This window comes from Desulfovibrio inopinatus DSM 10711 (assembly GCF_000429305.1).
In the GTDB taxonomy this organism is placed as follows: Bacteria; Desulfobacterota; Desulfovibrionia; order Desulfovibrionales; family Desulfovibrionaceae; genus Alteridesulfovibrio; species Alteridesulfovibrio inopinatus.
Genome location: NZ_AUBP01000027.1, coordinates 91844 through 106902, shown reverse-complemented (window position 1 = coordinate 106902; position 15059 = coordinate 91844). Strand labels below are relative to the sequence as shown.

Genomic DNA, 15059 nt, shown 5'->3' with positions numbered 1-15059 from the left:
GTCTTACGGACATGGCTCACCCCATCGAGAACCAATAAAAAAACGGGAAAGACCGAAGCCTCCCCCGTGCAATTCCATCTATGGAAACCCAGATTACCAGTTGTGCTGAGCGATTTCGTAATACGACATGGGGTGCTGGCAAGCCGGACACTTTTGTGGAGGCATGGTTCCTTCGTGGATATACCCACACTTACGGCAGCGCCATTTCACCGGCTCGGCACGTTTGAAAACACGATCATTTTCAATATTGCCGGCCAGTTCAACGTAGCGTTGTTCGTGATAGGCTTCGGCAACAGCAATTTTTTCAAATGTCGTGGCCACTTCTTCGTAGCCTTCTTCATGGGCTATTTTCGCAAAGCCGGGATACATTTCGGTCGTTTCGTAATGTTCGCCCGCAGCGGCCGCAAGCAGATTGGACCGGGTATCGGCAATGACTCCGGCTGGAAATGCAGCACAAATCTCAACTTCTCCACCTTCAAGAAACTGAAAAAGCCGTTTGGCATGCATCACTTCCTGCTCCGCTGTTTCATCAAAAATGAAACTAATTTGCTCAAAACCATCTTTTTTGGCTTGTTTGGCAAAATACACATACCGATTGCGGGCCTGCGATTCACCGGCAAAGGCTGTGAGAATATTTTTTTCAGTCTGACTTCCTTTCAGTGACTTCATGATTTCTCCTTTTACTATCGTCAATGATTATGCGTTGAGAGCTTCCTATAGCATAAAATAATGTAAAGGCCAGTATCTCACCGTTCCTCAATTTAACGCATCGGAAAAATCGTCAATGATGTCGTTTATATTTTCAATACCGACGGAAACTCGAACAAGCGTATCGGTAATTCCTGCTTGCGCTCGATCTTCAGCCGACATTTTGACATGCGAGGTTTGCGCAGGCACACACACCAGGGTTTCAACACCCCCCAAACTCAGTGCCGGTGTTACCAGGCGCAGACATTCTAAAAAGCGTTCGACTTCCAACGCGTCTCCATCAAGCTCAAATGAAAGCATTCCACCAAATCCCCGCATTTGCCGACAAGCAATGTCATGACCGGGATGGGATTCGAGACCGGGATAGTAAACATGGGTCACAGCATCATGATTTTGAAGAAAGCCTGCCAGCACCATGGCATTTTCATTTTGCCGTTCCATACGAAGCGCAAGCGTCTTCATGCCACGTTCGAGGATATAGGCATCCATGGCATTGAGACTGGTTCCAAGATTCACCGCCGTTTCGCGAATCGACTCCATAAGTACTGCCGACGAAACCACGGCACCGCAGCATAAATCACTATGCCCATTCAGATACTTCGTTCCACTATGCAGAACAATATCGCAGCCGAGTAAAATCGGATTCTGATTAATAGGTGACGCAAACGTATTATCGACCACAGTCAGAACCCCTCGTTCCCGACAGACCTGAGCGATAGCGGCAAGATCGACAATGCCAAGTCGAGGATTAGAAGGGGTCTCAATATAGACAATTCGCGTTTCCGGCCGGATCGAGTCCGCCACGGTTTGCGCTGTAAATTCGCTGAGAAATTCATAGACGATTCCGAGTTTCGGAAACTCAGCCATCACCATATGGTGAGTTCCACCATAAATATCACCAGGAAGAATGACATGATGCCCGCTGGATAAAAACGGTAACAGCGAGACTGTCACGGCGCTCATGCCTGAAGAGACGATGATCCCGTCTTCAGCGTGTTCCAAAACGGCCAGTTTGACAGCGGCAGCATTGACCCCTTTGACATTCTGGTATCGAGGGTAACGCCCCACACCATCCGGACTGGGATAGCGGAACGAAGAAGATGTAAAGATAGGCGTATTCACGCCCCCGGTAGCTGGGTCAAAGTACGTTCCCGCGTGAACGCAGGTACTTTCTATCGATAAATTTTCTTTCGCCATACGGCGTTCCCCCTGGATGGTCTGAAATCACGATGTCATGACATTTTTGGACTTCTTCTTAACATTCTTCCCGGCCTTCCTGCGCCTAACCCAATCGATACAAGAAATAAGTAGGCTCCATTCCACAGGAACGATAACAATCGTCAGCGCTGTCGCTGTACACAGGCCAGTCACAAAGCTTGTTGCCATGGTTCCCCAGACAAGAGAATATTTGGGTATCCCGAGAGCCATAGGGAGCAAGCCCAACGTGGTTGTCAAAGTGGTCAAAAGAATAGGACGCAGTCGGATGCGCACTCCTTCTCGGATCGCTTCAAGCTTGGACATGCCAGATGCGTATAACCGATTGATAAAATCGATAAGCACCAACGAGTCATTGACGACCACCCCGGTGACACCCACTGTGGCAATGAAACTATTTACCGTAAACAATGATCGGGTAATGAATGTCCCAAAGACAACACCAGTCAAAGCAAACACTACAGCCGACAAAATGATAACCGGTTGTGTATAGGAACGAAACTGGGTCGCCAGTATCAAATAAATAATGAGAATGGACAGGAAAAAGGCATACCCCAACGACGTATACGACTTGGATGTACTTTCGAATTCCCCGGCAAAGTCCAGTGATGCTCCAGGGTATTTTGCAGCAATGGATTCATGAAAAGCTTTAACCGCTCGCACGATCATGGGACCGGAAATCGGCGCTCCCGGTTTGATATTTGCTGTTACAGTAATGGCCCTTTGCCCCTGAAACCGATTTTTTTGGCCAGGTTCGATATACGTCGAGACCGTCACGAGGTCCCCCAGACGGACGGCTGAAAAATCATGTTCAAAGACAGGAATACTCAACGCGTCTTCGGGCGAAATCAATGTCTTGGGATCTATTTTTAGACGGAGGTCAACATCTTCATCGGACAGACGGTATTCACCAACAAACCGACCATCAAGAACCGATCCTGCAAGAGCCGCTACTTGCCGTGGTGTCAGGTCATATTCAGCTATACGCTCCCGTATGGGAGAAAAGCGAAAAACGCGGTTGGGCTCTCCATTATCTGCGCCGAGATCAGTAAGCCATGGCGAAATTTTCGAATCGGTCTTCAAAAAATCGAGAACCTGCCCCCCAAGTCCTTCTACAGAAGCGACGTCAGGCCCCAGGATACGTACGTTGACATCTTTCCCGGCAGGCGGCCCACCTTTTTCGGCGCGTACGTGTACCTCCCAACCATCCTTCTGAAAACGCTTTTGCAGGTCATTTCGCATATACTCCAACAACGCCACAGGATCATTCTGCGGTGCGTCAGGGAAGACTTGATTTTCTTTAGTTGGCAATTCAACTGCAATAAACCCTGTATTCGCCCCATAAAATGTCTCATGATCCTCAGTCATGTAGAAGCCGGCATTAGCATCAGCCGATTTGACCATCCCTGGACCAAGTGATGCCAGATACGACGATACGGTTTTCAATCGTTTATCTGTGTCTTCAATAGGGGTTGCAACAGGACCAAACATTTCAACATAATAGATATTATAATCATCGGGAAAAAATTTGATACGAATGAGGTTCATCTTTCCCGACAAGGAAACTCCAAGAATGAAAAGTGCTCCGAGAAACACAGCGAGCATCCCTGCCAGCGCTTTCAAACGATGACGTAAAAAAAGGCAGACAAGCCCATCGACACGATCCTTGAGCCACACCATGAACGCCGGGTCTCGATGATGAAGTCCTTCCCCTCGGGCCATGCCTTTTGTTCCCGGCCAATCAAGAATATGCGCCGGTAAAATAAGCAAGCACTCGATAAGAGACGCAACCAGTGCATAGGTTACAGCTTTAGGAATTTGAGCAAAAAACTCGCCTGTCGATCCAGTCATAATCAGCATGGGCAGAAAGGCAGCGACTGTCGTCGCAGTCGCTGAAATGACGGGCCAAAACACTTCGCTCGTGCCTTCTATAACGGCTTCTTTGAGCGGTACTCCTTTCTGAATATGTCGATATACATTCTCCACCACGACAATAGCGTCGTCCACAATAATCCCGCTTACCAGAACGAAAGAAAACAAGGTGATTTCATTCAGCGAATTCCCGGTAAGCCACATGATGATCATCGTAACGAGAAAAGAAAATGGGATGCCCACCGTCGTCAACAGAGCATTGCGGAATCCCATGACGAGCCAAATGATAATCAGGACAAGCGTGATCCCGGCCATCAAGTTCAATCCCAAGGTCGATAAGGCGTCATCAATATAAACACGCTGGTCTTGCGTCAGAACAGCGTCCACTCCTTCTTTGGCCAAAACCGGAGCATATTCGGTCAGCACCTTTTCCACGGCCCCAACAATATCCAATGCATTGCCACTCGGTGATTTGATGATGCGGAGCGCGACGGAATCACGACTGTTGGTGGAGGTAATGACATGAGGGTCTCGGTAGGAAACTTGCGCCTGGCTCATAACGTCGCGCACGGTCACAAATGATCCATCTTTATCCCGCCGAATGACCGTATCCGCCACCTGATCCGGAGACCGGAAACGTTCGTCCACCACGATGACAAAATCCCCGCTTTCTGCGGTAAAATCCCCTGCCGGGATGGTCACGTTGGCCGCAGTCAACGCGTTCGCCACGTCATCGAACACCACCCGGTTGCGAACGAGCTTTTCCGGATCGAGAGTCACATGGAATTCCCGGGTGTACTCGCCCTGCAGCTCAATTTCTTTGACTCCAGGAATGCGCTGAAGGGGAATCTTCAATTCATCGGCGATGAGTGACAACGCACGGTTCTCGCGATTGCCGGTCAAGTTGATAACGACGGCGGGAACGAACTCACTGACTTGGATTTCTATGAAAAAGGGAGGGTCCATGCCTGACGGCAGATCATTTTGGATATTGAGAACTTTAAATCGTAGCTCGTCAAATCCCTTTTTATAATCGGTATCATCAATAAATTTGACAAGAATGCTGGCTCGTTCGCGATAGGAACGTGAACGGACGTATTCCACATTCTCCAAATCGTCCAGGGCATCTTCAATTTCCCGCGTCACAAGCGCTTCCACTTCTTCAGGTGAAGCACCCGGCAGAAATGCAGAAATAATGACTTTACCGATATGGACGTTTGGGTAACGCTCTACTGGAAGGTCGTACATGCAGAAAACGCCAACGACCATAAGCAAAATGAAGATGAGATTAATAAAAACGGTCTGGCTTATCGTAAAACGAAGAAGGGATTTCATATATCAAGACCCCGGCGAAAGAAGAAATCGGTCCCCGGACTTGATCTCTATCGAGCTGACCCGCGCCATATCGTTCCCGGCTGGACCGAGAAGAACGACTTTGACGCGCTCACCATCAGCCCGGACGAGGAAAACATCTTCATAGGCTTTGAGTAGACTTTTTTGAGGAACAAGGAGAGCATTCCCAGCTGCCGCCACTCGAATGGTTAACTCTGTCCGCAAACCGCCGCGGAACGCGAAGTTCCCTTGTATAATTTCCAAATCAACATCAATTTTGCGGGTTTCCGGATCAAAATCAGGTGAAATCCGGGCAATTGCGGCATCAACGGTTGTATCCAATTCAGGCAGACGCAGTTGAGGGACTTTTTCAGATTGAAGGGCTTTCAGTTCTTCAAAGGTCAGTGCGAACGGCACAAGAAGAACATCAAAGCGGCCAAGCTCAGCAACTTTATCCCCCTGATTCACCCATTCACCGGGTTCAAGGTATCGCTCAATGACTTTCCAGCTCCATTTGGGTGGCACATGCACAACCGAACGGCGCAAGCGTTCTTCAAGACGGCGTTCTTCCACTTTGAGCTTGTCGAGTTGGTGACTGGCGCTTTCCAGATCGCGCAAATCCTCATCCAAATCGGACATTGCGGCCACTTTTTTCGAAACAAGCTTATTAAAGCGATCGAATTGCTTTTTGAAATAGGTGACTTCACTCGTCAATCGGGCCTGATCGGCGCGGTTGCCGGCAAGTTCATGCTTAATAAAGGTGGGATCAAGGATGGCGAACACGCCACCAGGAGCAATAACCTCGCCAATATCCGCCTTAACGGAGAGACACCGGCCCGATTCTTCGGTGACAAGCGTCACTTCAGTCCTCGGACGCGTATACCCCGTCAAAACGATTTCGCGGGAAGCTGGTTGAGGAATAAAAGTTTTTTCAGCCTGAATTTGCGCTTGGGCTATTCGAGCCGGATAAGAAGTACAAAGAATGAAGAACAGGAGCCCATACCCGACTACGCCCAAACGCTTCATTACGTTTCTCCTATCCAGAAGCAGCTTGATCAGCCTGACTATTCAGCGTACTGCCGGCCGACTTTCTGGCTCTGGTACCACGTTCACTCGTATAAATTCCAAAATCAACAATCTTCTCAACCAGTTCATCAACATGTTCATCGCCAACAAGATTTGCTAACCTGTTCTTCACAACAAGATTGGCAAGGCCATGACATGACGACCATATTCCAAAAACTGCTGTTTCGAGATCGACGTTGTTGAAAGCTCCTTCTGCCATGGCAGCCATAACAACGTTTTGGAGCATACCAAAGGCTTGCATGGGCTCGCTTGGCCATCCCTGTTCTACGGACGTGGGATCGCCCGCATTAAACATCAACTCGTAATATTCAGGATTATCACAAGCAAACCGAACATAAACCAAAGCCAACTGGCGAAGGCGTTTCATTGGATCAGGCTCATTTCCATTCCGTAACATCTCATGGTTGAGCATATCGAAGCCTTCTATCCGTAGACTTTGTAACAGGTCGGCCTTATTCTGAAAATAGCGATATAATGCAGCAGGGCTATATTCAATTCGGCGAGCAATGCGACGCATGGTAACATTGTCGAACCCCTCTCGGACAAATAACACTCTCGCGGCATCAAGAATCTTTCGCCGCATGATTTGTCGATCTCGTTCTTTTCGTTCTTCGATTGACATGGCCGGGCTCTAGCAAACGAAGTTCTTCTTGTAAACATTGTTTACTGATTATCTGTGGGATCTTTCAACTTCCATAGTTGTTTTTTGCAACGTTGCAATTCAGAAAAAATGCGCTATGTACTCATCCTGAAACATAAACCTTGTCAAAGGATACTCTTATGCTTGTTTATTGTGCAATCTGCAAACTTAATCCAACCGACGGAGTGGAACAGGTACTCGACACGATAACGGAATGGCTCAGCATGGCACTGGAGCGCTCCTTTACAACTGCGAAAATGCGCGCAGCAAAAACCTCACGATTTCGTGATGGGGTTCTTGTCGATTTTATCGAAAAACAGTCCGGTTATCCTCGTTTATACGCTGTACGACACACCGTTCCCGACTTGGCTTCCCCCAGCCGTCAATGGATAACAGAAATAGGCCTTCGACAAGCACAAGAAAAAAGTGACGTCTTTTGCTCTGTTGTCTCCCGCCTTGACGAGCAAAGCCCCTTTGTTTCTAAACCGATTCTTCCGACACGACCGGATGTCCTTGATGGACTTCTTGAAAAATGCAACCCCGTGAGCGGAACCCCTGGCCTTGTCCCCCTGCATCTCGATAGCACTACGCTGGATTCAATAACGGAACTTATCCTTGACGAAAAACGTCTCCATCCACTCATCCTTCTGCCCAAACAGCAATCAAAAGCCGCGATTCATCCAGAGAGACTTCGCCAACAGCTTGTTGGTGTCGCGGACGTATGTACCTTTGATCCCGATTGTCTACAAACACTCAATAAAGACACCTCTCCGCTCCACGCGTTGCTCAGCCCCAAAGAAGCCACGTTTCTTTACCCTTTCCGGCTTAGACAGACAGACTCTTTGGAGTCGAATATGGCCCGTGTACCTTTGCAGACCCAACATCAGCGTGAAACACGCTACTGCACAGAAGATGAACTGGTAGCCAGGTTGCTTCATCATGCCAATCGGCAATGTGCCTTGCGCCACACATCGCTCGACACCATCAAGACGAGCCTGTTTCGCCATGAGTTCACTCAACGTATCAATCAAATGAAGGCGCTGGAGGCCAACACACAGGAAACGAAAGAATATGCAGCTCTTTTTGAAGAAGCAGACCGCGAATTAACGACCAAAGAGAGGCAAGTCATAAAATTGCAGCATGATTTGGAAAATGTTGTCGACGAGAACCGTCAGCTTCAATCCAAATACGACAACATGCGACTTATTGTTGAAAACAAAAGTGGTCCATCGAATACAACCGACTCATATGCACCAGAATTTTGTCAAGCTTTCGAATCACTCTTCGCCGAAGGCCCTACATTGGAACAATCCCTTGTGCTCCTTAGCACAATTTACCCTGATCGCATCGTTATTTTAGATACCGCCATGGCCTCAGCCAAAAAATCTCAACGATTCAAATATCGACAAAAAGCATTCGATCTTTTGCGCACTCTGGTCACCGACTATTATCAGGTGTTGCAAAGCAAAGGGGATGCCGAGGCACGGAAAGTCTTTGGCAATGCCTACTCTGCCAGAGAATCGAAAACAGTGGAATCCAACCCGCGATCTCGAGAGCTTCACACGTTTCATTATAAAGGGGTGCCTATGGTTATGCTCAAACACCTCAAAATAGGAGTAAAAGACAGTATTTACGAAACAGTTCGTATTTACTTCGAATGGGATCCACAGGACTCCAAGATCATTATTGGTCATTGCGGACCGCATCTTGAACATCCATGTTGATTGGTGAAACCACAAACTTTTCTATTCTGTTTGCGAATCTCTTTCATAAACTTCGACACCGACGTTTCTTCATCGTATCCCGTTTGGTTTTTAATGATGAAAACTCAAAATGTCGTATTTTTTGACTGACACATTGTTCTCATTCCATACAGACTGTTCTGTGAAGAGACAATGTGTATACTCAACGCACTTCATATGAAAAATGATTCGCATTGCACAGATTCTTTTCTTCAATTCTTGACATTGTTTTAAAAATGGTTCATTTGAAAATTATATATATTCTTGTTTTCAATGAGAAGGGAGAACCCAATGGACGAACATTTGAAGCAAGCACTGGAAATCGTCAAAGCGCAGGCCAGTGTGCGCAATATGACAGAAGAAGAAATCACCTCTATGGTGAAGAAGCTAGCGGACGATATCAAAAACATCAGCGATGGGCAGTTTAATGCCGATAATGAATCGCCGGTTAATATTGACCCTAAAAAAGCGCTCAAGGAAAAATCAGTTTCCTGTCTTGAATGTGGAAAATCATTCAAGATACTGACGAAACGACATCTTGCCGCTCACGGTTTAACCACAGCTGAATATCGTGAAAAGTGGGGTTATAAGAAAAATACGCCGCTAGTATGCAAATCGTTACAGCGTGAACGGCGTAACAAGATGAAAAAAATGAAATTGTGGGAAAAGCGAACCAAGTCTTAAAAGAATAAGCACATCATCGCACCACATTTTCAGCAAAGTATCAGCGCTTTTTACAGTGTGTATATAAGCCCGGTTTTGTTTAGGCAAAATCGGGCTTTTCATATCCCTACTCCGAAACCAATCATCGACATACAATCACAAACCTTGCGCATAATCACAAAAATGAAAAGATGTTACGTTCATAAGGTATAGTGGGACCAACTTGAGCCAACATCACAATACCCAAGAGAAATTTTTTTTCGCCCTCCCCATAATTAACGTAGGTAGATTACTATATTTAAGAAACAATATAGTTGCAACATATTGTTCGCGCGTATCTCAACATCTAAAAGATGTTAAAGAAATTCGTCTTCCCCTTCCAAGGCTTCATTCCCTTCATGAGAGAACAATTCGGCAACAGCAATGAGCGAAGCCCGGGTACCCAACACACTCACCCTATCTCCCTCCTCCAAGCGGAACTCAGCATGTGGATTCGCTGTCGTGATCGATCCACGACTTACGGCGACAACAGTCACACCATGCTCACGGCGTAACGCTGCGCTTTCAAGACTTTTCCCTTCTAAACATGCTCCATGCTCCACTCGAAAGACGTTTACATCCACATCAGGCAAATGCCGGGTAGCATCAATAATCACTTGCATATCTTCGCCGTCCTTGCGCAACGAGCGATATCCACTTGCTCGAATTGCCTGTGTAAGACTGGCAATTTCCTTCCGAGGAACACGGTATGTCGAAAGCACTCGACATAGTATCTCGATAGATGTTTCGAATTCTTCAGGCACAACGTCATTGGCCCCAATCTCCAAAAGTGGCTCAATCTCTGCCAGAAATCGCGTTCGAGCGATGATATGAAGGCCGGGGCTCATCCTCCTTGCCAGATCGGTAATCCGTCTGACGGCAGCCGGGTCGGGTATAACCAGCGCGAGGACTTTAGCCGAACGAATACAAACATGATCCAATACCGCTTCATGGACAGCATCACCAAGCAAAATGTTTTCGCCCTGCTTTGAAACGGTTTTCACCGTTTCAGGATTGAGTTCCACGATAACATAAGGAATGTGCGATGCTTTTGCGGTTTGAGCAAGATGACGCCCACCGACTCCGTATCCAACAATAATGAGATGGTCTTTAAATTCCGGCTGTACTGGAACATCTTCCGTATCGACGCCAGCATCGGGAAAGAGCCTGTTTCTCAAACGCATAACAGGTTTCACGAGTGCTGGAGATCCTTTGATGATGAACGGAGCCAGCACCATTGTCAGCACACTGGCTGCTAAAAAACTTTGGTAAAACGGTTCCTTAATGAGGCCGACATCAAGTCCGGCCTTCGCTAGAACAAATGAAAACTCACCGACCTGACAAAGGGCGAGTCCAACATACAGCCCCGTTCGCAGAGGGTATCCCAGTATAATGGCCCCTGCTCCGGCAAACAAGAATTTCACGAATAAAATCGATATGGCTATACCGAAAATGGTCATGCTGTGTTCCCAAAAAAACGCGGTGTTGAGCAGCATGCCGATGGAGACAAAAAACAAACTCGTAAACACATCACGAAATGGCAGTATGCCTTCCAATGCAGAGAGGCTATACGGCGATTCCGAAATGACAAGGCCCGCCAAGAATGCTCCCAAGGAGAGTGATAACCCTAACGACGATGTCATCAGAGCAATACCCAAACATATACCCAAGGTCGCCAAGAGGAAGAGTTCGCGACTCTTCACCGAAGCAACCTGCTGCAATATCCAAGGGATGAGACGACGCGCCAGAAAAAAAACCAGTACAAGAACAAGGACGAATTTTCCCGACAGCAATAAAAGCGACATACCCAGATTGGTGGATCGTCCGGCTAAAATGGGCACAAGCAGCATCATCGGAACAATGATCACGTCCTGAAAAATAAGGATAGATAGCGTGACTCGCCCATGGGGGGCATCGATACGATAGAGTTCCTGCAATAATTTGAGAACAATGGCTGTACTGGACAGTGCAGCTAGAAAACCAAGAAAAACGGCTTGGTTGGACGTTAAATCCAAGATTTCTCCAATGGAGAAAAAGGCGATGATGGTCAACAGCACTTGCGCGCCGCCGCCGATAAATACCGGTCGTTTCAACCGTGCCAGTTCAGAAACCGATAATTCCAACCCAATGGTGAACAACAGCATGATAACGCCGATCTCGGACATGAGTTCGACTTCGTGGGGATTATGAACAAGACGCAAACCATGTGGACCCGTCAACACCCCTGTCAGCAAAAAACCTACAATGGGAGGAATCCGAATACGGTGACATACATAAATGACCCCGATGGCCAAACCGAACACGACGAACAGGTCTTGTAAAAGTGGGAGTTCCATGACCACCCCATATCGAAACCATCACAAAAATAAAAGCCAAAGTATGATGATCTCGTTGTTTTTGAAAATGCTACAGGGGAAAAGGAAGCACGTCCCTTTCCCCTGTATTCTGTAAAAGAATTTGCGAATTCACTTGGCAAGGAATATCCCGTCAAGATTTCACTTCATTAAATGCGATGCCCGTTAAGCTGTTCCCCCATGATTCATGGCGATAGTTTTAGTCTCTCCATCCATAAAGAAATATTTATCATCGAATACATTGACCTGCACCGTATCCCGCCCTTGCTTGTTCACTTTGATGGTGATGGTCTCCTGGGTAATGGTCAGATCAAACCAAATTTTCTTATGGACAAAGCGAAGCCGTAATTTCTTCCAGTGTAACGGAAGGTGTGGCGTGATAACCGGATTTTTCCCGCCAAGTTCCACGCCCGCAAAATACCGCAAAACAACATCGCATGTTCCAGCCATAACCCCCGTATGAATACCTTCAACGGTTGTTCCCCCCTGAGTGTCATAAATATCACTCTGCATGGCTTCCATAAACCATTGCCAAGCTGTTTGGGGATCTTTGGTATAGTTGCAGATAACGGCATGGACCACTTTTGATAACGTCGAGCCATGGGACGTCCGTTTGACATAATATTCGTAATTTTTCCGCAACAGGTGCACAGGGTCATCAATCTCATACCCGAGGGTTCCCAGTATTTCTGCAACCGTTGCGGGGTCGAGAACATAATATGTCATCAGGACGTCGGCCTGCTTGGCGACCTTATACTTATCCGGAGAATCGCCTTGTGCCTTGAGAATCCGGTCCATGCGATGAATACTGTAATACCGCTTCTTGTAGTACTCCCAGTCGAGATCCTGGAGATCCATATAGCCTTCAAACTGGCTAATAATATCGTTGTCCGTAATAATAACGTTCATACACTCGGCAATGGTTTTCCATGCTTGGACTTCCGATATGTCGAAATCAATACGCTCTTTCAAGGCACGCTTGGAACTCACCCCTAAAGACTGAACAAGTTCTTTTGCTTTGTTGAGCAACCAAACGACCATGATATTGGTATACGCATTGTCTTTCAAACCGGGTTCTTCAGACCCTGGCAACTTTTCATGAAATTCATCCGGTCCCATAACGCCTTGGATGTGATACTTGCCATCGGCCTCATCGTATTGGGCTATACTTGCCCAAAACCGAGCAATTTCAATCATCATTTCAGCGCCGTAATCCAGCACAAACCGACGATCTCCCGTATCGCGGGCATAGCGCCATACATTGTAGAACACGGCAATGGAGACGTGACGTTGCCGGCGACTCAAATCAGGGCCCCAGGTATCGGCCTCGGGATTATAATGCAGCTCTTGGGTTTCTTCGCCCCCGGTATCGGCAGTTTGCCAAGGATACATGGCTCCCTTATAGCCATTTTCGTGAGCATATTCCCGAGCAGCATCAAGACGACGGTATCGGTAGAGCAATAATGCTTTTGATATCTCTGGAAAATGGAGATTATAAAATGGTAAGATATACAATTCATCCCAAAAAACATGTCCTCGATAGGCCTCCCCGTGCAGACCACGAGCCGTGATACCGGCATCGATTTCATGATTATTTGGCGAAGCGGACACAAGTAAGTGATACATATGGAGACGAATCGCTTTCTGAACGAAACGGTCCCCTACGATCTCTGTATCCAACTTTTCCCAAAGCGTCTCCCAGGCTCGCGCATGAGGACTATAAGCGGCCTGATAACTCCGGACCGCATTCATGGCATCTACGGCCGTCCGTTTGGGATTGAGGTCACATGCATCGGGACAATCATCCAACGATGTGGCAACACCTACAATTTTTTCGACGGCATAGGCATTATTTTCCTCAATTTCAAAAACAAGCTCTTCCCCGACTTTGGCGCCGCTTCTGTAGAACGTGCGCTTGGGGTCGTAATCACGACCATTTTTTGTCACAAGGTTTTTCGCCGCCATAAGAATCTGATATTTGGAAGCGGTCGTTTCACTGTGGAGAAAGAAACCGTAATCGGTCGTTCCGGAATCGACATAGGCCAAATGTTGTGATTCCAGTTCGCGATATCGCGGGACATTGTCATTGTTCACATTGCCATCAATGCATGACCGAACCGTTATTTTATCTGAATAGTTGAGCGGCGTTATTTCGTAACGCATGGCTAAAACATGAGGATTAGCCATGCTGGCCAAGCGCATGGACCGAATGCGGGTAATACGGCCGAGTTCGTCACGACACACAATGGTGCGTTCAAACACGGCGTCCTTCATACTCAATGTCTGCGCATGACTTAACAATTCCATTGCGAGAGGACTCTTGAAGTCCGAACGCCCGATTTTAAGTTCAAAGAGCAGCCAATTCGGGCAGTTCACAAAATCATTGTTATAAATTTGGCGGCCATGAATCTCGGTAGGAACACAATTATAGATACCAGCAATGTACGTCCCCGGATAAAAAGAAAACGATGCCATTTCTCCTTCGAAACATCCACGAGTCCCAATATATCCGTTCCCAATAGCGCATAGTGTTTCACGAAGCTTTTCATCACCTGGATCAAAACCGGTATACGACAAACGCCAACCGTCACGCTCTATCTCATCAAGGAACCAATACTCGATGTCTTCATGCGTGATCTCTCCGAGGTTTCGAACAACAAGATCAGCACCGAATTGTTTTAACAAGCTCCCGGCAACATTGGTGGCCACACCGAGCACCAAGCCGAAGTTGCCATTACGTCCTGCTTGAACCCCAGAAATGGCATCCTCCACAACCATACATTGACTCGGATGCAAACCAAGACGGCGAGCTGCTTCAAGAAAAATATCCGGATCAGGTTTGCCGGTAAGGCCGAGTTCTTGCGACATTATTCCGTCTACACGAACTTCAAACATTGAATCCAGTCCGGCCAGGGTAAGCACCAGCGCACAATTCTGTGAAGAAGACGCCACGGCAACACGAATACCATGGGCTTTCAACGAATTGATAAACTCAACGGATTGCTGAAAAACTTCAGGTCCTTTTTCTTTCAAAATACGTTGGAATTCAATGTTTTTTCTATTTCCTAACCCACAAATGGTTTCCACTGTATCCGCGTCGTCTACGGCACCGAAAGGAAGTTCAATACCTCGAGCTTGCAAAAAGCTCTTTACGCCCTGAAACCGCGGTAATCCATCAACATATTTGAAATAATCATCACGTTTATCAAACGGCAAAAACGGTTTGTCTTCACGTTCGGCATATACCCGCAAAAAATCATTGAACATAGCCTCCCATGCGTCGGCATGGACGGCTGCCGTCCGTGTGATGACCCCATCAAGATCGAAAATGGCGCCTTTGAAAGAGATCGAATCCATGGCATCCTCGTTGGAAACACCGACCCGCATCGACATATCGCGGTGTTGCCG

9 protein-coding genes are annotated in these 15059 nt (G+C 47.2%); 2 read left to right on the top strand and 7 right to left on the bottom strand.

The window, feature by feature from the left end; genetic code table 11:
* Positions 1-93: 93 nt before the first annotated feature.
* From rbr to G451_RS29910, 5 genes are all read right to left on the bottom strand, one after another.
* Positions 94-669, bottom strand: coding sequence for a rubrerythrin (gene rbr / locus G451_RS0116535; RefSeq protein ID WP_027185132.1), 576 nt, complete (start codon positions 667-669; stop codon positions 94-96).
* A gap of 87 nt (positions 670-756) precedes the next feature.
* Entirely contained in the window at positions 757-1905 is a 1149-nt protein-coding gene (locus tag G451_RS0116530; protein ID WP_027185131.1) for a trans-sulfuration enzyme family protein, read from the bottom strand.
* 27 nt (positions 1906-1932) lie between these two features.
* A complete protein-coding gene (locus G451_RS0116525; RefSeq protein ID WP_027185130.1) occupies positions 1933-5130 on the bottom strand; it encodes an efflux RND transporter permease subunit in 3198 nt (1065 codons plus the stop codon).
* A 3-nt stretch (positions 5131-5133) separates the two neighbouring features.
* Positions 5134-6153, bottom strand: coding sequence for an efflux RND transporter periplasmic adaptor subunit (locus tag G451_RS0116520; RefSeq protein ID WP_034642536.1), 1020 nt, complete (start codon positions 6151-6153; stop codon positions 5134-5136).
* A gap of 10 nt (positions 6154-6163) precedes the next feature.
* The gene (locus G451_RS29910) at positions 6164-6835 is read right to left on the bottom strand and encodes a TetR/AcrR family transcriptional regulator (protein ID WP_051261587.1); all 672 of its coding nucleotides are present in this window, start codon (positions 6833-6835) and stop codon (positions 6164-6166) included.
* A gap of 158 nt (positions 6836-6993) precedes the next feature.
* Here G451_RS29910 and G451_RS32985 point away from each other — a divergent pair, with 158 nt between their 5' ends.
* Both G451_RS32985 and G451_RS0116500 read left to right on the top strand, forming a co-directional pair.
* Positions 6994-8577 carry a hypothetical protein gene (locus G451_RS32985; protein WP_051261586.1) on the top strand — a complete coding sequence of 528 codons (1584 nt, stop codon included), beginning with the start codon at positions 6994-6996 and terminating at the stop codon, positions 8575-8577.
* A 309-nt stretch (positions 8578-8886) separates the two neighbouring features.
* The gene (locus G451_RS0116500; RefSeq protein ID WP_027185128.1) at positions 8887-9279 is read left to right on the top strand and encodes a Ros/MucR family transcriptional regulator; all 393 of its coding nucleotides are present in this window, start codon (positions 8887-8889) and stop codon (positions 9277-9279) included.
* Positions 9280-9614: 335 nt separating this feature from the next.
* On the opposite strand, the gene G451_RS0116495 is transcribed toward G451_RS0116500, so the two are convergent.
* Positions 9615-11633 carry a monovalent cation:proton antiporter family protein gene (locus G451_RS0116495; RefSeq protein WP_027185127.1) on the bottom strand — a complete coding sequence of 673 codons (2019 nt, stop codon included), beginning with the start codon at positions 11631-11633 and terminating at the stop codon, positions 9615-9617.
* Between the two features lie 183 nt (positions 11634-11816).
* Positions 11817-15008: a beta-phosphoglucomutase family hydrolase gene (locus tag G451_RS29900; protein WP_051261585.1), complete on the bottom strand. Its 3192-nt coding sequence runs from the start codon at positions 15006-15008 to the stop codon at positions 11817-11819.
* Between the last annotated feature and the right edge of the window lie 51 nt (positions 15009-15059).

Coding starts and splice junctions, on each gene's coding strand:
- rbr (WP_027185132.1), bottom strand. CDS start 669: ATGAAGTCACTGAAAGGAAGTCAGACTGAAAAAAATATTCTCACAGCC.
- G451_RS0116530 (WP_027185131.1), bottom strand. CDS start 1,905: ATGGCGAAAGAAAATTTATCGATAGAAAGTACCTGCGTTCACGCGGGA.
- G451_RS0116525 (WP_027185130.1), bottom strand. CDS start 5,130: ATGAAATCCCTTCTTCGTTTTACGATAAGCCAGACCGTTTTTATTAAT.
- G451_RS0116520 (WP_034642536.1), bottom strand. CDS start 6,153: ATGAAGCGTTTGGGCGTAGTCGGGTATGGGCTCCTGTTCTTCATTCTT.
- G451_RS29910 (WP_051261587.1), bottom strand. CDS start 6,835: ATGTCAATCGAAGAACGAAAAGAACGAGATCGACAAATCATGCGGCGA.
- G451_RS32985 (WP_051261586.1), top strand. CDS start 6,994: ATGCTTGTTTATTGTGCAATCTGCAAACTTAATCCAACCGACGGAGTG.
- G451_RS0116500 (WP_027185128.1), top strand. CDS start 8,887: ATGGACGAACATTTGAAGCAAGCACTGGAAATCGTCAAAGCGCAGGCC.
- G451_RS0116495 (WP_027185127.1), bottom strand. CDS start 11,633: ATGGAACTCCCACTTTTACAAGACCTGTTCGTCGTGTTCGGTTTGGCC.
- G451_RS29900 (WP_051261585.1), bottom strand. CDS start 15,008: ATGGATTCGATCTCTTTCAAAGGCGCCATTTTCGATCTTGATGGGGTC.